Source organism: Klebsiella quasipneumoniae subsp. quasipneumoniae, assembly GCF_020525925.1.
Taxonomy (GTDB): Bacteria; Pseudomonadota; Gammaproteobacteria; order Enterobacterales; family Enterobacteriaceae; genus Klebsiella; species Klebsiella quasipneumoniae.
The window spans coordinates 3,459,807-3,479,679 of record NZ_CP084876.1; the positions used below are offsets into that span (position 1 = coordinate 3,459,807).

Consider the following 19,873-nt stretch of genomic DNA (forward strand, 5'->3'; position numbering starts at 1 on the left):
GGGCGACTCCACAAGCCAACACAAAACCGCTATTTTGTCATACCCGCGCCGAGAATGAAGCGATCTGTTATAAGATCCGAACATAACTTTGGTTATATGGTTAAAAAAGGAACCATCTGGCATGCTTTTCACGCTAAAAAAGATCGTCGGCGGTCTGCTGCTGCCGCTTCCTGCCCTGCTGTTGCTGATCGGTATCGGGATCGCCCTGTTATGGTTCAGCCGCTTTCAACGTACCGGGAAGCTATGCGTGAGCCTCGGCTGGCTGCTGCTGGCGCTGCTGAGCCTGCAGCCCGTGGCAGACAGCCTGCTTAAACCGATAGAAGATCGCTATCCCACCTGGCGCGGCGAGCAGCCGGTGAGCTACGTGGTGGTGCTGGGCGGCGGCTATACCTGGAACCCGGAGTGGGCGCCAAGCTCTAACCTTATCAGCAACAGCCTGCCGCGCCTGACGGAGGGCATTCGCCTGTGGCAGGAGAATCCGGGATCGAAAATGATCTTTACCGGCGCGGCGGCAAAAACCAACCCCGTCAGCACGGCGGAGGCCGGGGCGAGAGTGGCGGAGAGCCTCGGCGTACCGCGCAGCGATATCATCGTGCTCGATAAGCCGAAAGATACGGAAGAGGAAGCGCTGGCGGTGAAGGGCGCCATCGGCGACGCGCCCTTCCTGCTGGTCACCTCGGCGTCACACCTTCCGCGGGCGATGATCTTCTTTCGCCATGCCGGTCTGGACCCGCTGCCCGCACCGGCTAATCAGATGGCGATCACGTCACCGCTCAATCCGTGGGAGCGGGTCATTCCTTCTCCGGTGTGGCTGATGCACAGCGACCGGGTCGGCTATGAAACGCTCGGTCGCGTTTGGCAATGGCTGAAAGGCAGCTCAGGCGAGCCAGGGCAGGAGTGATTTTGCGGCGAGGTCGAAACGGGCGCGGTCAAAGCGCCCGGTATTGACCAGACTATCCACCTCATCCCACAGCAGATAAAGCCAGCGCCGCCAGACAAAGGCCTCGGAAACCGGCGCCTGCTGCAGGTAGCGCCATAGCAGCTGCTCGGCCTGGCCCCCCTCCGCGAGACGGAACAGTTCGTACTCCCGCGGCGCCCACAGCATCATCCCCGGGCCGACCATCGCCAGCAGCTGGTCGCTGCGCGGATCTTTCAGCATGCTGCGCAGGGTGAAATTGCCGTGCACCAGCACGGCATTATCATTGAAGTCGCTGAACAGCTCCGGCAGACACTCGCGAGAGCGGAACAAAACCCGCTTATCCTGCATGGTCAGGCCGGTGTCCTGATACAGGTTCAGGGTGCTCCACAACATCGCCACCCGCTGCCGGTACCAGTTCGGCCACAGATTGTCCTGGGTATTATCGACCATCCCCACGCAGCCGCCGCTGTCCTGACGATGCCAGGCCAGCAGCGCCTCGACGATCTGCTCCTGCAGCTGCTCCCAGCGCGCCGGGGTGCGGGTGGGCGCCTCCACCGGGACGCCGCGCAGGCGCTCAAGCAGCAGCACGTCCGGCCCGGGATGCTCTTCGTGCGTCATCACGCCGTAGACCACCGGCATGCGCACCGTACCGCTGCGCGCCAGAGTGGAGATCTTCCAGGCCAGCTGCCGCGCCACCCCGGGCGTGGTGAAACTTCGCGCCAGCAGCGGCATCGGATTTCCCTGCGCGTCATACAGGGACCACAGCGCCGTAGCGGCTTTTTCACTGACACACTCCACCCGGCTCAGCTTTTCGCCAAGCAGGTGACTGAGTTCGGTTCGCAACTGTTCCATTGTCGATTACCCCTATGATCACTACTGATTTCATAATGAGCGCCCGCACCTGGGTTGTCATCGGATAAGATCAAAAATGGGCAAAAAAAGCATAAAACTGGTGGGGATATCCCCTCCTGCAAGGAGGGGACAGAGGACTAGCGCAGTTCAGCGCGGACGCGCGCCAAATCTTCAGGGGTATCGACGCCGGTGCCGGGCACTTCGGCCGCCACGGCGACGTGGATCTTCTCGCCATACCACAGCACCCGCAGCTGCTCGAGCATTTCAATCTGCTCCAGCGGGCTTGGCGCCCAGCTGACGTAGCGGCGAATAAATCCGGCGCGATAGCCATAGATGCCGATGTGGCGCAGCAGAGAATCACCAATGGCGTCGCGGGAGTGGGCAAAGCGATCGCGATCCCAGGGAATGGTGGCGCGGGAGAAATAGAGCGCATAGCCCTGCGCATCCATCACTACTTTGACCGCATTTGGATTAAACGCCTCTTCCGCATCGTGGATCGGTACCGCCAGCGTCGCCATTCCGCTGGTGCTGGCAGCCAGATTCTCCGCCACCTGGCGGACGATAGCCGGGGGGATCATCGGCTCATCGCCCTGGATATTGACGATGATGGTGTCATCGCTGAACGCGCACTTCTCCACCACCTCCGCCAGCCGTTCGGTGCCGGACTGATGGTCGGCGCGGGTCATGCAGACCTCGCCGCCGGCGGCTTCAACCGCCCGGGCGACATCTTCGTGATCGGTGGCGACAATAATGCGTTCCGCGCCGGATTCGCGGGCGCGCTCCAGCACATGGACAATCATCGGCTTGCCGTTAATGTCCTGCAGTGGTTTTCCCGGCAGGCGCGTGGAGGCGAAACGCGCAGGAATAATGACCACGAAACTCATGAGTGACTCTCTTCTACCGCCAGCGGACGCGCTTCTGTCTCCAGCAGCACAGGGATGCCATCGCGGAGCGGAAACGCCAGACTATCAAGTTTGCAAATAAGTTCTTGCTTATCCTGACTGTAATACAGCTTACCGTTACAGACCGGGCAGGCGATGATTTCAAGTAAACGGTGATCCATGTTTCCTCCTGATGGACCGGATAGATTTCTCAGCAGCATAACACAGGAAGGTCGGCGCCGGGATCAATCGGCATCGATTTCCCACCCCTGCGTCTGGCCGACAAACAGCCCTTCCGGCAGGCGTCGGCACAGGATCCGCTCTGCCGATTGCCAGCGTGCGAAATCGTTGATCGCCCGGCGCAGCCCCTGCTCCAGACCACGGGTGATCTTCACCCCATCCTCCAGCCACAGGGCGAAGATCTCCAGTTCCCGGCTTTTGCGATGTATTTTACTGTCCATCCGCCCGACCAGTTTTCCCCGGTGCAGCAGAGGCAGTACGAAGTAGCCATACTGACGCTTCGGCGCAGGGGTATAGCACTCCAGGCGATAGCTGAAGTTGAACAGCTGCTCAGCGCGTTTCCGATCCCAAACCACCGGGTCGAAGGGCGAGAGCACGGCGCTATGGCTGGCGGTAAGTTTACCGCCGGGCGCGGACTCCAGCTGCGCCAGCGCATCGCGATGTAGCCACATCTCGCCAAGCGCTTCCACGTTGGCCTGGGTCACCAGACCCTCTTCCTGCCAGGCCGCCAGCAGACCCGGTAGCGCCGGCTGACGTAAACGATAGTAATCCGCCAGCCACTGGGGACGAAAGATGCCGAGGCTGCGGGCGCTGTTGCGCAGCATGATGGCCTCTGCGGCGTCGCGGGACAGCGCATCGCGCTCGTCATCCCAGTGCGGCATCACCCGCCGGGTTAAATCATACACGCGGTGAAAGTTGCGCCGCTCTACCACCATCACTTCCCCGGCGGTAAACAGCCCTTCCAGGTGGCGCTTATGCGGTTTCCACTCCCACCAGCCGCTGGCGCCTTTGCGAGGGTGGGCAAAATCCGCCGAGCGAACCGGCCCGTTTTGGCCGATATGCGCCACCATCTCTGCAATACTGCCGGCATGCTCCTCCATCCACGCGCGATGATATTTCCAGCCCATCTTATCGGGGTTCAACATCCGGTGGCGCACAAGGGCGAAATCGCTGCGCGGCAGAAAACAGGCTTCATGCGCCCAGTATTCCATCAGCTCGCCGTTGCGCAGCGACTCATCCAGCCAGTGCTGCGGATAGCTGCCGAGGCGGCTGAACAGCACCAGGTAGGGGCTGCGGGCCACCACGTTGATGGTATCGATTTGCAGCAGCGACATCTGCTGGATGGTGGAAAGGATGTCATTTGGGCGAGCGCGACGCCGGGGCTTTTTTAATACCCCCTGCGCCGCGAGATGGAGGTGGCGCGCCTCATTAAGCGATAGTTGCAATACCGACATGCAGGTTCTCCGTCAGGATTTCCAGCACAGCGGCGAGCAAAACCGGCGCGTCGGTTAACGTTGCGCCAACGTCGCTAAGTCCGCAAGCAACCGCTGTGCGCGTTCATCGGCCATTATGGCGTCGACCGGTAAATACCACCAGTTCGCAGCGGCGAAATCGCGACATTTCACGGCGTCTTTTTCGGTCATCAGCAGCGTCTGCCCGGCGGTTACCAGGGCGGCGACATCGGCCTGGCTCAGCGCCTGATGGTCCGCCAGAGCCACGGTTTTGACCGGTTGGACGCCACTGCTTTCGAGGGTGGCGAAAAAGCGCGGCGGATGGCCGATGCCGGCCATTGCCACCACGTTAGTGAAGGTAGAGACATCGCGACGTTCGCCGGTGAGCAGGTTGACCGCCATCCCGGGACGCAGCTGCATCGGGATCTCTCCCGGACGCGCCACGCCGCCGTTGACGATAACCGCATCAACGCTTTGCAAGCGCGACGCCCGCTCGCGCATCGGCCCGGCAGGCAGCCACCAGCCGTTGCCAAAGCGGCGCACGCCGTCGATGACGACAATTTCCCGGTCCCGCGCCAGCTTATAGTGCTGCAAACCATCGTCGGTCACGATAATCTGCAGATCGTACGCGCTGAGCAGCGATTTCACCGCGTCGCTGCGCAGTGGAGAGACAGCCACCGGCGCGCCGGTACGCTGATGGATAAGCACCGGTTCATCACCTGCCTGCGCCGTACTGGTCCGGTCAGTTAACACCAGCGGGTAGCGTTCGGCTTTACCGCCGTAGCCGCGGGAGACCACCCCAACGCGAATGCCCCGCTGTTGCAGCTGCTCCACCAGCCAGATCACCACCGGCGTTTTACCATTGCCGCCGGCGGTCAGGTTACCAACCACCACCACCGGCACCGGCGCGCGCCAGGCTTTTTTCCACCCCAGCTGATAACTGAGGCGAATCACCGCGCTCACCAGGCCATACAGCCAGGAGAGCGGCAGCAGCAGGCGCCACAGCGGCGATTCACCGGACCAGATGCGCGCGATCATTCGCCGAATTGCATCTTATGCAGCTGGGCGTATACGCCTTTATGCTCCAGCAGGTCGTGGTGCGTTCCGCGCTCCACGATCCGCCCGTCTTCAACCACCACGATCTCATCAGCCTGCTCAATGGTTGACAGACGGTGGGCGATAACCAGCGAGGTGCGGTTTTTCTGCAGCTCATCCAGCGCCGCCTGAATCGCACGCTCGGACTCGGTATCCAGCGCCGAGGTGGCTTCATCGAGGATCAGGATCGGGCTGTTACGCAGTAGCGCACGGGCGATAGCAATACGCTGGCGCTGGCCGCCGGACAGCATCACGCCATTTTCGCCGATGATGGTATCCAGGCCATTGTCCATCTTGTTGATGAAGTCCATGGCGTAGGCCATCCGCGCAGCCTCTTCAATTTGCTCGCGGCTGTACTCTTCGGTACGGGCATAGGCGATGTTATTAGCGACGGTATCATTGAACAGGTGCACGTTCTGTGAAACCAGCGCGACCTGGTCGCGCAGCGAGCTCAGCTTGTACTCGCGCAGGTCGTGGCCATCCAGCAGGATCTGCCCGTCGTCGACATCGTAGAAGCGTGTGATCAGGCTGGCGATGGTCGATTTACCCGACCCGGAGCGTCCCACCAGCGCCACGGTTTTCCCTTCCGGGATATCGAGATTGATATTGCGCAGCGCGGCCACTTCGCGACCCGGATAAGTAAAGGTGACGTTCTCGAACTTGAGATTGCCTTTCGCCCTCTCAATGACGCGCGTACCTTCGTCTTTTTCCTGCTCGGAATCGAGGATCGCAAACAGCGTCTGGCATGCCGCCATCCCGCGCTGGAACTGGGCATTGACATTGGTCAGCGACTTCAGCGGACGCATCAGCGCAATCATGGAGGAGAAGACCACGGTAATGGTCCCGGCGGTCAGGGTATCCATCACGCTCGGGAAGCTGGCGGCGTACAGGACAAAGGCCAGCGCCAGGGAGGCGATAAGCTGAATGATCGGGTCGGAGATTGACGAGGCGGAAACCATCTTCATCCCCTGCAGGCGCATTTTATTGCTGACCTTATCAAAACGTTTGGTTTCCACTTCCTGGCCGCCAAACATCAGCACCTCTTTGTGCCCTTTCAGCATCTGCTCGGCGCTGGTGGTGACCTGCCCCATCGTGTTCTGCATATTCTTACTGATATTGCGAAAACGCTTGGAGACCACGCGGATTGCTACCGACACGATAGGCGCCAGTACGATCAGGATCAGCGACAGCTGCCAGCTGTAATAGAACATCATCACGAACAGGCCGATAATCGATGCCCCTTCGCGGACCACGGTGATCAGCGCGCTGGAAGAAGAGGAAGCGACCTGCTCGGAATCATAGGTGATACGTGACAGCAGCGTCCCGGTAGACTGCTTGTCAAAGAATGCCACCGGCATACCCATCATATGGCCGAACAGGCGACGACGCATGGTCATCACCACTTTGCCGGAAACCCAGGAGATACAATAGCTCGAGATGTAGCTGGTGATCCCACGCAGCACCATCAGCCCGATAACCACCAGCGGCATCCATAGCAGCACTGAGCGATCCGTTTTACCAAAACCATCATCCAATAACGGTTTAAGAAGCGATAACATGAAGGTGTCACTGCCCGCGTTAAGCACTAACGCCACCGCCGCTACGATTAGCCCGGCTTTAAACGGTGCAATAATCGGCCAAAGTCGGCGGAAGGTCTGCCACGTGGAGAGATCTTTATCGTTCTGCATTCAATAAACCAGCTTGTGTTGAAATAGCCGCATATTCTACCCGTTATCGGCGGGCGCGCCAAACCACTGATGATACCAACGTGGTAAAACTTGATCCCGTAAGCTATGGATTTGCCACCCTTCTGCAGAAAAAACCACCGTTATCTGCCCCTGCTGCGGCGTGGCGAACCAGCGATACCCCCGCTGGCGATAACGCTGAACGACCTTGTGCGAGGGCATCCGCCACGCATTGTAGCGCGAAGCGGAAACCAGCGCGGCCGCGCCATCCACCCGCCGGATCAGCAGTTCGCTGGAGGAGGTGTTGCTGCCGTGATGGGGAACCTGAATAAGTGTAGACGCCAGATGCTGCCAGTAGCGGCTGATCATCGCCTGCTCCGCCTGACGTTCTATATCGCCGGTCAGCAGGATGCTGGAGCGACCGTCATCGATCCGCACCACGCAGGAGTGATTGTTTCCCTTTGCCGTGCTGCCCGGCAGCGGCCACAGCGCCTGGAAAGTGAGTCCCTGCCACTGCCAGCGCTCGCCGCGATGGCACGGCAGATGACCCGACCAGCCTGGCGGGCTGCGCACCCACGCCTGCGGCCATGCCTGCAGCACCGATTCGAGGCCGCCGCGATGGTCAAGATGCTCGTGGCTCAGCATAATCCCCTGCAGCTGCAGATGGTGCCAGCGCAGCCACGGGATAATCACCTGTCGACCGCTGTCGCCCTGCGGCCATGCCGGCCCGGTATCGTACAATAACGCCTTGCCGTAACGCTCGATCACCATCGCCAGCCCCTGCCCGACATCCAGCATCGTCACCTGCCATTGGTCCGCGGGCGGTTGCCGGCTGAATGGCCGCGTCAGCAAAAACAGCACGCTCAGACACAGCGCCGGCGAATGTCGCCAGCTCTGAAAACGCCAGCCCATCACCAGCAGCCACGGCAGGCTACTGATCCAGAGCCAGCGGGCATCCAACGTCAGCCAGCCGTCCGGTAAACGTCGTAACCCCCAGAACAACACCGCCAGCACGCGATCGGCTGCCAGCCAGATCAGCGACGCCACCATCTCCGGTCCAGTGAGATGCAGCAGCATTCCGGCGAGAATGAGCGGCACCGCCAGCAGGGTCACTAACGGTACCGCCAGCAAATTGGCGGCCATCGACGTCAGGCTTATGCCGTGGCAGAGCAGCAGTTGCAGCGGCATCAGCAGCAACGTCACGCCAGCCTGCAAATGCGCGAGGGCGAACAGGGCTTTCCACGGCCAGCGCCAGCGGCTGTCAGGCAGCGGTAACCACTGGTACCAGAAGATCAGCCCCGCCACGGCGAAGGCGGATAGCCACAGGCTTTGCGACAACACCGCCAACGGATCGGCAACCAGTATCGCCCCCAGACAGCAGAGCCACACCTGCCACGCCGTCCAGCGTTGACCCGACAAACGTAAAGCACAGCAGACCGCAAGCCCTACGCAAGTGCGCAGGGCCGGCGGCTGCATACCGGTCAGCCAGGCATAGCCGACGGCGCCCGCCAGTCCGGCCAGCAGTGGTAGCCGCCAGCCGATCCAGCGACCCGGTAAAAGTGACTGTAATCCGCGCAGCAGGAGCACGATCAGGGAAGCCGCGAGGGCAATATGCAAACCGGAGATAGCCATCAGATGGGAGGTGCCTGTGTTCTGCATCAGGACTTTTATCTCCGCCGGCAGCGCCAGCCGCTCCCCCATTCCCAGCCCCAGCATCACCGGATGCCAGGGATAAGTCTGCAATCGCCGGGTCAGCGACGCCAGGTAGCGGGCGCGCAGACTGCAGCGGGTATCCAGCGCGGAAGCGGCGACGATCCCCCCGCTCAGCGGCCGATGCTGAGCCAGCGCATAGCGCTGGCTGTCGAAGCCCCCGTCATTGAGCTGCCCATGCACCGGCCGCAGGCGCAGCGTCATCATCCAGCGCTGCCCCTCGCAGACGGGCGCAGGTGCAAGTTCCCCGTATAAAGTCACGCCAACCGGAGGGAACAGGAAACGACCCGCCAGGCGCACAATCTGCCCGCGGTGCAGGGTCTGACCATCCGTCTCGTGAAGGATCACTTCCGCCTGACGGACGGCGCCGGTGAGGTGCTGCGTTGGCCACAGCGCCTGATACGCGCTTAAAACTCCCCAGACCATCAGTAGAAGCGTCACCGCCACAACGGCGACGACCGTCCCGCGCAGACGGGTCAGCAACATCGCCAGTACGCCGGCGACCGCCAGAGTGCCCGGCCCCGGCAACGCGGGTAGCCAGAGTAGCGGCAGTATTGCGATGATGGCGCATCCGGCAAGCCATGGTAGACGCATAAACACCTCCCTGTGAGCGGGCAGTGTTACGCAAAGCGAGGCTGGCGTCCTGGGGCAGTATTCAGGCGCGCGTGCAGCGTTCCAGACATTCGTCACCCTTGCAGTCAGGCACTTTTGTTTTGCGAGGCGGGACGCAAATGGCAGGTACAAAAAAAGCACCCAAAGGTGCTTTTATCGTCAGGCAGGTTGCACGTCGTGCAACTCACCCTTCATAAATATTGGCGCGGTCACGTAATTCTTTCCCGGGCTTAAAGTGCGGAACGTACTTACCTTCCAGTTCGACTTTATCACCAGTTTTCGGGTTACGTCCGGTGCGAGGTGCTCGATAGTGCAGAGAGAAGCTGCCGAAACCGCGGATTTCAATGCGCTCACCTTGAGCAAGCGTTGAGGCCATATGTTCCAGCATTTCTTTAACAGCATCTTCCACCGCTTTCGCCGGAATGTGAGATTGCTGGCTGGCAAGTCTTTCAATCAATTCTGACTTGGTCATTATTCCTCCGGTTTCCTTCAAGGCAAAAATTAGCTAACAGCTTAAACAAGGGCGGCCGTAGCCGCCCTTTGTGCTTGATTACAGGACGAATCCTGCAATCTGTCAAGTAAACTCGTCACTATTCAGGTTGTTATTACCTGAATGACAAAGATTACTCGCCTTTCGCTGCTTTGAACGCTTCAGCCATGGCGTTGTTGGAGAAGTTCGCGTCTTCCTGCTTGTTCACGGTAGCGATAGCGTCTTTTTCTTCCGCTTCGTCTTTCGCACGTACAGACAGGCTCACTACGCGGTTCTTACGATCCACGCCAGTGAATTTCGCTTCAACTTCGTCGCCAACGCTCAGAACCAGAGTTGCGTCTTCAACGCGGTCACGGGATGCTTCAGAAGCACGCAGGTAACCTTCTACGCCGTCAGCCAGTTCTACGGTTGCGCCTTTAGCGTCAACTGCAGTCACTTTACCAACAACGATAGCGCCTTTCTTGTTCAGAGCAACGTAGTTGTTGAACGGATCTTCCGCCAGCTGTTTAACGCCCAGGGAGATACGCTCACGCTCTGCGTCAACCTGCAGAACAACTGCTGCGATTTCGTCGCCTTTTTTGTATTCACGAACTGCTTCTTCGCCTGCAACGTTCCAGGAGATGTCAGACAGGTGAACCAGGCCGTCGATGCCGCCGTCCAGGCCGATGAAGATACCGAAGTCAGTGATAGACTTGATTTTACCTTCAACACGGTCGCCCTTGTTGTGGGTTTCCGCGAACTGCTGCCATGGGTTAGATTTGCACTGCTTCAGACCCAGGGAGATACGACGACGCTCTTCGTCGATATCCAGAACCATTACTTCCACTACGTCGCCAACGTTAACAACTTTGGACGGGTGGATGTTTTTGTTGGTCCAATCCATTTCGGAAACGTGAACCAGGCCTTCAACGCCTTCTTCGATTTCAACGAAGCAGCCGTAGTCGGTCAGGTTGGTCACGCGACCGGTCAGTTTGGTACCTTCCGGATAACGTTTAGCGATAGCTACCCACGGATCTTCGCCCAGCTGTTTCAGGCCCAGGGATACACGGGTACGCTCGCGGTCGAACTTCAGCACTTTAACAGTGATTTCGTCGCCAACGTTTACGATTTCGCTCGGATGCTTAACGCGTTTCCAGGCCATATCGGTGATGTGCAGCAGGCCGTCAACGCCGCCCAGATCAACGAATGCACCGTAGTCAGTGAGGTTCTTAACGATACCTTTGACTTCCATGCCTTCCTGCAGGTTTTCCAGCAGCTGATCGCGCTCTGCGCTGTTTTCGGATTCGATAACGGCACGACGAGAAACAACAACGTTGTTACGCTTCTGGTCCAGCTTGATGACTTTGAACTCAAGCTCTTTGCCTTCCAGGTGCAGCGTGTCGCGCACCGGACGAACGTCTACCAGGGAACCTGGCAGGAACGCACGAATACCGTTCAGCTCAACAGTGAAGCCACCTTTAACTTTGCCGTTGATAACACCGGTAACAGTTTCAGCGTCTTCGTAAGCTTTTTCCAGCGTGATCCAAGCTTCGTGACGTTTAGCTTTCTCACGGGACAGCAGAGTTTCACCGAAGCCGTCTTCTACTGCATCCAGAGCAACGTCAACTTCGTCACCAACCTGGATTTCCAGCTCGCCCTGGGCGTTTTTGAACTGCTCAGCCGGGATGGCGGACTCAGATTTCAGACCGGCGTCAACCAGTACTACGTCTTTGTCGATAGCAACAACAACACCACGAACGATGGAACCCGGGCGGGTTTCGATTTCTTTTAAGGATTCTTCAAACAGTTGAGCAAAAGATTCAGTCATGTTTAATCTTCAGGTTAATATTAACGTCCACCTGGCTCCGTGCCGGATGGGGTTGTTTCACATACCCGCTGACCATCCATTGCCGCGGGGTACTGCTATAATTCGGAGGCTTCGGCGCGTGACCGGTTAAGGCTTACGCAACGGCCAATTTTTCGCGCGCATATTGTAGCGCTTTTTCAATCACTTGCTCAATGTTTAGTTCGGTTGAATCGAGAACTAATGCATCGGCAGCCGGGACAAGCGGCGCCACGGCGCGATTTCTATCGCGATCGTCACGCTCTTTTATCTCGGACAAAAGACGTTCAAAGTTAACATCAAAGCCCTTTTCCTGCAACTGCCGCATGCGGCGATGCGCCCGCTCATCGGCCGAGGCATCGAGGAAAATTTTCACCGGCGCGTCCGGGAAAACCACCGTGCCCATATCGCGCCCGTCGGCAATCAGCCCCGGCAGTTCACGAAAGGCGCGCTGGCGGCGCAGCAGCGCTTCGCGAACGCGAGGGAAAGCCGCCACTTTCGAGGCGGCGTTCGCGACCTCCTGGGTGCGAATTTCGCCGCTGACATCTTCCCCTTCCAGCACCACTTCCAGGTTGCCGTCAGTAGAAATAAAGCGCACGTCAAGATGGGCAGCCAGGGGTACCAGCGCCTCTTCGGACTCCACGTCAACATGATGATGCAGCGCCGCCAGCGCCAGAACGCGGTAGATCGCGCCTGAATCTAACAGATGCCAGCCCAGCGCTTCCGCCATTGCCTTGCACAACGTACCTTTACCCGCACCGCCAGGCCCATCAATGGTGATTACCGGAACTGTTGCCGTCATCTTTTTCTCCTTCAGCAAGGCGCATAAATATCTAAACGCCGCGCATTATACGCATCTCTTCGGCGGAAAGTGAGTCTTGCTTTTAAATTACAGATAACTGGAAATCTCATGCGGAAGAATTGAGCAATTATAGCGGGCTGATTGAGCATCAGCCCGGAAGATGAGGCAGTTTTACTTTTTATCTGCAGCGATACGGTCGCGGATATGCTGCGCGCGTTCAGCTGAAGGCGGGTGTGAATCGAACAGAGATTTACTGTGGCCGGCGTCAAGGCTGGCCAGCTTGTCGAAGCTGCCCACCAGCCCCTGAGTGCTGATGTTGCGTTTTTTCAGCAGATCGTAAGAGAAATCATCAGCATCCGACTCCTGCGAGCGGGAGAACGCAGAGTTGATCATTCCCTCAGCGATATCGCCCAACTGAGATTTAGACAAGCTTGCAGCCGCTTCGCTGGTCGCTGAAATTGCATCGCGTGCGGCAATAGTCGCATACGCGGTTTGCATCGCTTTGCGCGAGTGTCCGAGCGCTACGTGACCCAGCTCATGGCCCAGAACCGCTTCAACTTCATTATCGGTCATCATGTCCATCAGGCCGCTATAGACGCGGACGCAGCCGTTGGCCATTGCCCAGGCGTTGACGTCGGATGTCATGTAAACCTTATAGGTTACCGGCGTGCCGTTGATATTATTTCCTAACGCTTTGGCAATTTTATTCAGACGTTTGGTGTACTTACTTGATGCACTAGCCAGTTTATTTTCACTATCCATTTGCTTACAGGCATCGTCGGAAAGCGTTTTGACTTCAGAGTCAGAAAGCGTCGCCGCTTTGTAAGCCGTCATTCCTGAATTGACGAGGGCGTTGGTGTCCATCCCCTGCATATTTTTACAACCTGCCAACAACGTGGCGGAAACGGCCAAAGCCAGCATTACTTTTGTATTTCTCATATCAATCATCCATTGATTAGCATAATAAACGCTTATAAATCCTATATTTACAAGCAAGCAAGGCTAGCATTTAGTTTCCTGTCCGACAAGCAGAGATAAAAAAACGCCGACCTGAGGGTCGGCGTTGTTACCTTAAATTCGCGTCATTCAGGCCGGCGTACTGATCCGCGCCAGTTGCTCAAAATAGTCGGGGAAGGTTTTCGCCGTACACTTCGGATCAAGGATGGTCACCGGCGTATCAGACAGCGCCACCAGCGAGAAGCACATCGCCATCCGGTGGTCGTTATAGGTGCCGATTTCAGCATACTTCAGCGTCGCCGGCGGGGTGATGCGAATATAATCTTCACCCTCTTCCACCTCGGCGCCCACTTTACGCAACTCGGTCGCCATGGCGAACAGACGGTCCGTCTCCTTGACCCGCCAGTTGTAGATATTGCGCAGCGTGGTGGTCCCTTGCGCGAACAGGGCGGCGGTGGCGATGGTCATCGCGGCGTCCGGGATATGGTTCATATCCATATCGATAGCCTTGAGCTCGCCCCGGGTACAGGCGATGAAATCGTCGCCCCAGGTGACGGTGGCGCCCATTTTTTCCAGTACGTCGGCGAAACGAATATCGCCCTGTACGCTGCCGCGGCCAATACCGGTGACTTTCACCGTGCCGCCCTTAATGGCGCCAGCGGCAAGGAAATACGAGGCCGATGAAGCATCCCCTTCCACCAGGTAATCCCCCGGCGACTGATACTGTTGCTTGCCGCGCACCACAAAGCGCTGATAAGACTGGTTGTCCACCTCAACCCCGAAGGTTTTCATCAGGTGCAGCGTAATGTCGATATAGGGTTTTGACACCAGATCGCCCTTAATGGCGATCACGGTATCCTGCGGCGCCAGCGGCGCGGTCATCAGCAGCGCGGTCAGGAACTGGCTGGAGACGCTGCCGTCAACTTCAACGTTGCCCCCCTGGAATCCCCCGCGCAGGCGCAGCGGCGGATAATTTTCCTGCTCCAGATAGTCGATCTGAGCGCCGCCCTGACGCAGGGCATCCACCAGATGGCCGATCGGGCGCTCTTTCATTCGCGGCTCACCGGTCAGCACGATATCGTTGCTGCCAAGGCACAGGGCTGCCGCCAGCGGGCGCATCGCGGTACCGGCGTTGCCGAGGAACAGCTCCAGCGCCGCTGCGGCATGCAGCGGGCCGCCGTTGCCGGTCACTTCACAGCGGGTACGGTCAGCAGACAGGGTGTATTGAACCCCCAGCGCACTCAGGGCATTCAGCATATGGCGCACATCGTCGCTGTCCAGCAGGTTGGTCAGCACCGTCGTGCCGCGGGCCAGGGCGGCCAGCAGCAGCGCGCGGTTGGAGACGCTTTTCGAACCTGGCAGGTTCACGGTGCCCTCTACGCGTGCGATGGGTTGTAACGTCAGGGAATCCATCAAACTTCACTCTCAAACAAACAGAATAAAAACCCCGCAGACAGGCCGCGGGGAGGAAGAAAGGAACGGGCGATTAACCGTGGCGGCGTTCGAAGTCCAGCATAAAATCGGTTAACGCCTTCACGCCGTCTAACGGCATCGCGTTGTAGATGGAGGCACGCATGCCGCCCACCACCCGGTGGCCCTTGAGCGCGTGCAGCCCGGCGGCAAACGACTCTTCAAGGAACAGTTTATCCAGCGCGCTGTCCGCCAGCTGGAACGGCACGTTCATACGGGAGCGGTTGGCTTGCGCCACATCGTTACGATAGAAGCCGCTGTTATCGATCACGCCATACAGCAGTTCGGCTTTCTGCTGGTTGATCTTGTCCATCGCGGCAACGCCGCCCTGCTGTTTCAGCCACTTAAACACCAGACCGGCCAGATACCAGGCAAACGTCGGCGGCGTGTTAAACATCGAGTCATTCTCGCTTAACACGGTGTAGTCGAGGATTGACGGGCAGGCCACGCTGGCTTTACCCAGCAGATCTTCACGCACGATGACCAGCGTCAACCCTGCCGGGCCGATATTTTTCTGCGCGCCGGCATAGATCACGCCGAAGCGGTTGACGTCAATTTCGCGGGACAAAATGGTGGAGGAGAAATCGGCGGTCACGATGACGTCGTCGCCGAAGTTCGGCGTATCGTCAATCGCGATACCGTCAATGGTTTCGTTCGGGCAGTAGTGCAGATACGCCGCGCCCGGCGTCAGCTGCCACTCGCTCATTGGCTTGACCGCGCGCTTGCCGTCGACGGTGATTTTCGCGTCGATGACGTTAGGCGTGCAGTATTTCTTCGCCTCTTTGACCGCGCTGGCGGCCCAGTAGCCAGCGTCCACATAGTCAGCGACGTTTTTATCGCCGAGGATGTTCAGCGGGATCCCGGCGAACTGGCCGCGACCGCCGCCATGACAGAACAACACTTTATAGTTGGAAGGGATATTCAGCAGAGAACGGAAGTCCTGTTCTGCCTCTTCTGCCACCTGGATGAACTCCTTACCACGGTGACTGATTTCCATGACCGACGTACCCAGACCGTGCCAGTCGCACAGTTCCTGCTGAGCCAGTTTGAGTACTTCCGCCGGCAGCATTGCCGGGCCCGAACTGAAGTTATAGACCTGAGCCATTTCCCCTCACCACGTTGCTATGTTGTTTTGCCCGCGAACCGCCGCGGGCATAAGTTATTCCTGTGGCTATCGGTTTTATCATTCAGTGACACGGTCCGCAATGGCTAAAACTCGCCGACGGCAAAACGCGGCAGCCGTCACACAACAGAATCTATCGGCTTGACGTAATAAAACCGACATATTTGCTGTCAGGTGAGTCGTTTCGCCCGGCTGGCCTTCGACCATTCTGCATTTGCGCAGCGGGAACATATTCGCTTTTCTCCCGCCTGCATCGCCATCACGATGCTGCAGCGTACGCAGGCGTAGATCCCCTCCTGAGGAATAGTGGTATAGCGCGTGGTGCAGTGCGTCGGGAGAATCGACAACCCGGCCCTCACCTCGTCATCGGGATAATAAAACACGCTGATCTGGCCATTGGTTTCAAGGATCGCCAGCCGCACCTGGCCGAGCTGCTCGACGCTGTTGACCCGTAGCTCCATAAAAAATTCGAATTCGGTCATATTTTCCGCATGCAGTTTCTCCCATGCCAGTTGCCCCTCCTCCACCACCACGATAGGCTTGCCCTCCAGCAGATCCTCCAGCTTTTCACTATGCCCCATCAGCCACATGATGCCGCGATAAAGCAGCGCCAGCGTGACGAAGACCACCAGCACCGGCAACAGCGGGACATCGTCATAAAACGCCACGTCCCCCGCCGCCGAGCCGAGGGTCAGAATAATCAGCACCTCAAACAGCGACATCTGCCGCACGCCGCGCCGTCCGGTAATTTTGAGGAAAATAAAGACCAGAACGAAGGTGTAGAGGCTGCGCAACGCCACCTCGCCGAGAAATTCCACCGGTACTTTATCGAGCGCCATCCTCTGCCAGTCAAAGGCTTTCATTATCATCTCCCTGAGCATTAAAAGATGTCTCTAAGCATAGCCAGATGATGGAGATAGCACCTGTCAGATAAAAGCCGTATCATTGCGCGCTTTCCGTACGACAAAAGTGATCGCCATGACCCAAACGTTTATTCCCGGCAAAGATGCCGCCCTGGAAGATTCCATCGCTCGCTTCCAGCAAAAATTGCTCGACCTCGGATTTGATATCGAAGAGGCCTCGTGGCTGAACCCGGTGCCGCACGTGTGGTCCGTTCACATTCGCGATAAGGAATGCGCGCTGTGCTTTACCAATGGTAAAGGCGCCACCAAAAAGGCAGCCCTCGCCTCCGCGCTGGGCGAATATTTCGAGCGCCTGTCCACCAACTATTTTTTCGCTGACTTCTGGTTAGGCGACACTATCGCTAACGGCCCGTTCGTTCACTACCCGAACGAAAAGTGGTTCCCGCTGACCGAAAACGACGACGTCCCGGAAGGTCTGCTGGATGCCCGCCTGCTCGCGTTCTACGATCCGGACGATCAGCTGACGGCCAGCATGCTGGTGGATCTGCAATCCGGTAACGATGAGCGCGGCGTGTGCGGCCTGCCCTTTACCCGCCAGTCCGACGGCGAAACGGTCTATATTCCTATGAATATCGTCGGCAACCTGTATGTCTCCAACGGCATGTCCGCCGGCAACACCCGTAATGAAGCTCGCGTGCAGGGCCTGTCCGAAGTCTTTGAGCGCCATATCAAAAACCGCATCATCGCCGAAAGCATCAGCCTGCCGGAGATCCCGGCGGAGGTCATGGCGCGCTATCCGGGCGTTGTGGAGTCGATCGCCAAACTGGAAGCCGAAGGTTTCCCGATCTTTGCCTATGATGGCTCGCTGGGCGGCAAGTATCCGGTTATCTGCGTCGTGCTGTTTAACCCGGCAAACGGCACCTGCTTCGCCTCTTTCGGCGCCCATCCGGACTTCGGCGTGGCGCTGGAGCGTACGGTCACCGAACTGCTGCAGGGCCGCAGCCTGAAAGATCTCGACGTCTTCACGCCGCCGACCTTCGACGACGAAGAAGTCGCCGAGCATGCTAACCTCGAAACCCACTTTATCGACTCCAGCGGCCTGATTTCCTGGGATATGTTCAAGCAGGATGCCGACTATCCGTTCGTTGACTGGAGCTTCTCCGGCACCACAGAAGAAGAGTTCGCCACCCTGATGGCCATCTTCAAGGCCGAAGATAAAGAAGTGTATATCGCCGACTACGAGCACCTGGGCGTTTACGCCTGCCGTATCATCGTCCCGGGGATGTCGGATATTTACCCGGCGGAAGATCTGTGGCTGGCGAACAACAGCATGGGCGCTCATCTGCGCGACACCATTCTGTCCCTGCCGGGCAGCGAGTGGGAAAAAGAAGATTACCTGGCGCTGATCGAGCAGATGGACGATGAAGGCCTGGATGATTTCACCCGCGTTCGCGAACTGCTGGGCCTCGCCACCGGCAAAGACAACGGCTGGTATACCCTGCGCGTCGGCGAGCTGAAAGCCATGCTGGCCCTGGCCGGCGGCGATCTGGAGCAGGCGCTGATCTGGACCGAGTGGACCATGGAGTTCAACGCTTCGGTCTTCAGCGCGGAACGCGCTAACTACTATCGCTGCCTGCAGACCCTGCTGCTGCTGAGCCAGGAAGAGGAGCGTCAGCCGCTGCAATACCTGAACGCCTTTATCCGTATGTACGGCGCCGAAGCGGTCGAAGCCGCCAGCGCGGCGCTGAGCGGGGAAGCGCCGTTCTATGGCCTTCAGGCTGTCGACAGCGATCTGCAGGCTTTCCCGGCCCATCAGTCGCTGCTGAAGGCTTATGAAAAACTGCAGCGAGCGAAGGCGGCGTTCTGGGCAAAATAAGCCCTAAGCGCGCCATCGTGGTGACCAGCAACGGAGCCCAATGCGGCTCCGTTGATTTCACCTGACGAGGCGGCCACTATAGTTTGTAGTTGCAAAGTTAATTAATAGTAAATAATGCGCTTATAAGATTTACCATTCGTTAATTTTAAATAAAATACTCCATATTAATTAACTCAAAAAATGGCGTGAAAACGAAAAAATTCAACATAACTTATAAATTTTAAAATTTATTTTCTTCATAATATTCAATCAGTTAACCACTAAAAACACAAAAACCACACACTAAAAAGGCATATAGTTCCGGTGAGATATGATCTATATCAATTTCCCTTCTATAATGCTTTGTTAGTATCTCACCGCCAACTTATATAAAGAGAGAGTTAGTGTGAAAGCTGACAACCCTTTTGATCTTTTGCTCCCTGCCGCGATGGCGAAAGTCGCCGAAGAAGCAGGTGTCTATAAAGCAACGAAGCATCCGATGAAGACCTTTTATCTGGCGATCACCGCTGGCGTTTTCATCTCCATCGCTTTCGTATTCTATATCACCGCGACCACCGGCACTGCCGCGATGCCTTATGGGATTGCCAAGCTTATCGGTGGGGTCTGTTTTTCCCTGGGTCTGATTCTGTGCATTATCTGCGGCGCTGACCTCTTTACCTCTACGGTATTGATCGTGGTGGCGAAAGCCAGCGGTCGAATTACCTGGGGGCAACTGGCAAAAAACTGGCTCAACGTCTATTTTGGTAACCTGGTGGGCGCACTGCTGTTTGTGCTGCTGATGTGGTTATCAGGCGAATATATGACTGCCAACGGCGGTTGGGGGCTCAATGTCCTGCAGACCGCTGACCACAAAATGCACCATACTTTTGTGGAGGCCGTGAGCCTGGGTATCCTCGCTAACCTGATGGTTTGTCTCGCCGTATGGATGAGCTATTCCGGTCGTAGCCTGATGGATAAAGCGATGATCATGGTCCTGCCGGTAGCGATGTTCGTTGCCAGCGGCTTTGAGCACAGCATCGCCAACATGTTTATGATCCCGATGGGTATCGTAATCCGCAACTTTGCAAGCCCGGAATTCTGGACCGCAATCGGTTCGACTCCGGAAAGTTTCTCTCACTTGACCGTTATGAACTTCATCACTGATAACCTGATTCCGGTAACTATCGGGAACATTATCGGCGGGGGTCTGCTGGTCGGGTTGACATACTGGGTCATTTACCTGCGTGGCAACGACCATCACTAAG

At 57.6% G+C, this 19,873-nt stretch carries 17 protein-coding genes; 3 read left to right on the forward strand and 14 right to left on the reverse strand.

From position 1 onward, the window contains the following. Positions 1 to 121 precede the first annotated feature (121 nt). Positions 122 to 901 carry an envelope biogenesis factor ElyC gene (elyC, locus tag LGM20_RS16790; protein ID WP_032455272.1) on the forward strand — a complete coding sequence of 260 codons (780 nt, stop codon included), beginning with the start codon at positions 122 to 124 and terminating at the stop codon, positions 899 to 901. Here elyC and LGM20_RS16795 read toward each other — a convergent pair. The 14 genes from LGM20_RS16795 to LGM20_RS16860 form a co-directional block, all read right to left on the reverse strand. Beyond that, on the reverse strand, positions 878 to 1,771 hold the full coding sequence (locus LGM20_RS16795) for a YcbJ family phosphotransferase (RefSeq protein ID WP_044521922.1): 894 nt from the start codon (positions 1,769 to 1,771) through the stop codon (positions 878 to 880). The genes elyC and LGM20_RS16795 overlap by 24 nt on opposite strands. 137 nt (positions 1,772 to 1,908) lie before the next feature. Next, positions 1,909 to 2,655, reverse strand: a complete 747-nt coding sequence (gene kdsB / locus LGM20_RS16800; RefSeq protein ID WP_023289025.1) for a 3-deoxy-manno-octulosonate cytidylyltransferase — start codon at positions 2,653 to 2,655, stop codon at positions 1,909 to 1,911. Further along, positions 2,652 to 2,834, reverse strand: a complete 183-nt coding sequence (gene ycaR / locus LGM20_RS16805) for a protein YcaR (RefSeq protein ID WP_004201390.1) — start codon at positions 2,832 to 2,834, stop codon at positions 2,652 to 2,654. Before ycaR ends, kdsB begins: the two co-directional genes overlap by 4 nt. A gap of 63 nt (positions 2,835 to 2,897) precedes the next feature. Further along, entirely contained in the window at positions 2,898 to 4,127 is a 1,230-nt protein-coding gene (locus tag LGM20_RS16810; RefSeq protein WP_044521921.1) for a winged helix-turn-helix domain-containing protein, read from the reverse strand. A 54-nt stretch (positions 4,128 to 4,181) separates the two neighbouring features. Further along, positions 4,182 to 5,162 carry a tetraacyldisaccharide 4'-kinase gene (gene lpxK, locus LGM20_RS16815; protein WP_023289023.1) on the reverse strand — a complete coding sequence of 327 codons (981 nt, stop codon included), beginning with the start codon at positions 5,160 to 5,162 and terminating at the stop codon, positions 4,182 to 4,184. Continuing rightward, positions 5,159 to 6,907 carry a lipid A ABC transporter ATP-binding protein/permease MsbA gene (msbA, locus tag LGM20_RS16820; RefSeq protein WP_004201387.1) on the reverse strand — a complete coding sequence of 583 codons (1,749 nt, stop codon included), beginning with the start codon at positions 6,905 to 6,907 and terminating at the stop codon, positions 5,159 to 5,161. The genes lpxK and msbA overlap by 4 nt, the downstream gene beginning before the upstream one ends. A gap of 36 nt (positions 6,908 to 6,943) precedes the next feature. Beyond that, positions 6,944 to 9,208, reverse strand: a complete 2,265-nt coding sequence (locus LGM20_RS16825) for a ComEC family protein (RefSeq protein WP_044521918.1) — start codon at positions 9,206 to 9,208, stop codon at positions 6,944 to 6,946. Between the two features lie 202 nt (positions 9,209 to 9,410). Continuing rightward, positions 9,411 to 9,698: an integration host factor subunit beta gene (gene ihfB / locus LGM20_RS16830; protein WP_002898165.1), complete on the reverse strand. Its 288-nt coding sequence runs from the start codon at positions 9,696 to 9,698 to the stop codon at positions 9,411 to 9,413. Between the two features lie 151 nt (positions 9,699 to 9,849). Next, a complete protein-coding gene (gene rpsA / locus LGM20_RS16835) occupies positions 9,850 to 11,523 on the reverse strand; it encodes a 30S ribosomal protein S1 (protein WP_002898162.1) in 1,674 nt (557 codons plus the stop codon). A 133-nt stretch (positions 11,524 to 11,656) separates the two neighbouring features. Next, a complete protein-coding gene (cmk, locus tag LGM20_RS16840; RefSeq protein WP_023289021.1) occupies positions 11,657 to 12,340 on the reverse strand; it encodes a (d)CMP kinase in 684 nt (227 codons plus the stop codon). A gap of 171 nt (positions 12,341 to 12,511) precedes the next feature. Next, entirely contained in the window at positions 12,512 to 13,279 is a 768-nt protein-coding gene (loiP, locus tag LGM20_RS16845; RefSeq protein ID WP_044521916.1) for a metalloprotease LoiP, read from the reverse strand. A 147-nt stretch (positions 13,280 to 13,426) separates the two neighbouring features. Continuing rightward, positions 13,427 to 14,710: a 3-phosphoshikimate 1-carboxyvinyltransferase gene (gene aroA, locus LGM20_RS16850; RefSeq protein ID WP_044521915.1), complete on the reverse strand. Its 1,284-nt coding sequence runs from the start codon at positions 14,708 to 14,710 to the stop codon at positions 13,427 to 13,429. Positions 14,711 to 14,783: 73 nt separating this feature from the next. Continuing rightward, positions 14,784 to 15,872, reverse strand: a complete 1,089-nt coding sequence (serC, locus tag LGM20_RS16855) for a 3-phosphoserine/phosphohydroxythreonine transaminase (RefSeq protein ID WP_023289018.1) — start codon at positions 15,870 to 15,872, stop codon at positions 14,784 to 14,786. A gap of 188 nt (positions 15,873 to 16,060) precedes the next feature. Then, a complete protein-coding gene (locus LGM20_RS16860; protein ID WP_023289017.1) occupies positions 16,061 to 16,753 on the reverse strand; it encodes a DUF421 domain-containing protein in 693 nt (230 codons plus the stop codon). A 115-nt stretch (positions 16,754 to 16,868) separates the two neighbouring features. On the opposite strand from LGM20_RS16860, the gene ycaO reads away from it, so the two are divergent. Next, positions 16,869 to 18,629, forward strand: a complete 1,761-nt coding sequence (gene ycaO, locus LGM20_RS16865) for a 30S ribosomal protein S12 methylthiotransferase accessory factor YcaO (protein WP_044521954.1) — start codon at positions 16,869 to 16,871, stop codon at positions 18,627 to 18,629. Positions 18,630 to 19,014: 385 nt separating this feature from the next. Then, positions 19,015 to 19,872 (forward strand): formate transporter FocA, encoded by an 858-nt coding sequence (gene focA, locus LGM20_RS16870; RefSeq protein WP_023289015.1) that lies wholly within the window; start codon positions 19,015 to 19,017, stop codon positions 19,870 to 19,872. Position 19,873: the final 1 nt, after the last annotated feature.

What these genes read in the sequence shown, in the direction of transcription:
- serC (WP_023289018.1), bottom strand. Translation starts at nt 15,872, where the DNA reads ATGGCTCAGGTCTATAACTTCAGTTCGGGCCCGGCAATGCTGCCGGCG.
- ycaR (WP_004201390.1), bottom strand. Translation starts at nt 2,834, where the DNA reads ATGGATCACCGTTTACTTGAAATCATCGCCTGCCCGGTCTGTAACGGT.
- loiP (WP_044521916.1), bottom strand. Translation starts at nt 13,279, where the DNA reads ATGAGAAATACAAAAGTAATGCTGGCTTTGGCCGTTTCCGCCACGTTG.
- cmk (WP_023289021.1), bottom strand. Translation starts at nt 12,340, where the DNA reads ATGACGGCAACAGTTCCGGTAATCACCATTGATGGGCCTGGCGGTGCG.
- rpsA (WP_002898162.1), bottom strand. Translation starts at nt 11,523, where the DNA reads ATGACTGAATCTTTTGCTCAACTGTTTGAAGAATCCTTAAAAGAAATC.
- lpxK (WP_023289023.1), bottom strand. Translation starts at nt 5,162, where the DNA reads ATGATCGCGCGCATCTGGTCCGGTGAATCGCCGCTGTGGCGCCTGCTG.
- msbA (WP_004201387.1), bottom strand. Translation starts at nt 6,907, where the DNA reads ATGCAGAACGATAAAGATCTCTCCACGTGGCAGACCTTCCGCCGACTT.
- LGM20_RS16795 (WP_044521922.1), bottom strand. Translation starts at nt 1,771, where the DNA reads ATGGAACAGTTGCGAACCGAACTCAGTCACCTGCTTGGCGAAAAGCTG.
- kdsB (WP_023289025.1), bottom strand. Translation starts at nt 2,655, where the DNA reads ATGAGTTTCGTGGTCATTATTCCTGCGCGTTTCGCCTCCACGCGCCTG.
- ycaO (WP_044521954.1), top strand. Translation starts at nt 16,869, where the DNA reads ATGACCCAAACGTTTATTCCCGGCAAAGATGCCGCCCTGGAAGATTCC.
- LGM20_RS16810 (WP_044521921.1), bottom strand. Translation starts at nt 4,127, where the DNA reads ATGTCGGTATTGCAACTATCGCTTAATGAGGCGCGCCACCTCCATCTC.
- ihfB (WP_002898165.1), bottom strand. Translation starts at nt 9,698, where the DNA reads ATGACCAAGTCAGAATTGATTGAAAGACTTGCCAGCCAGCAATCTCAC.
- elyC (WP_032455272.1), top strand. Translation starts at nt 122, where the DNA reads ATGCTTTTCACGCTAAAAAAGATCGTCGGCGGTCTGCTGCTGCCGCTT.
- LGM20_RS16860 (WP_023289017.1), bottom strand. Translation starts at nt 16,753, where the DNA reads ATGAAAGCCTTTGACTGGCAGAGGATGGCGCTCGATAAAGTACCGGTG.
- LGM20_RS16825 (WP_044521918.1), bottom strand. Translation starts at nt 9,208, where the DNA reads ATGCGTCTACCATGGCTTGCCGGATGCGCCATCATCGCAATACTGCCG.
- aroA (WP_044521915.1), bottom strand. Translation starts at nt 14,710, where the DNA reads ATGGATTCCCTGACGTTACAACCCATCGCACGCGTAGAGGGCACCGTG.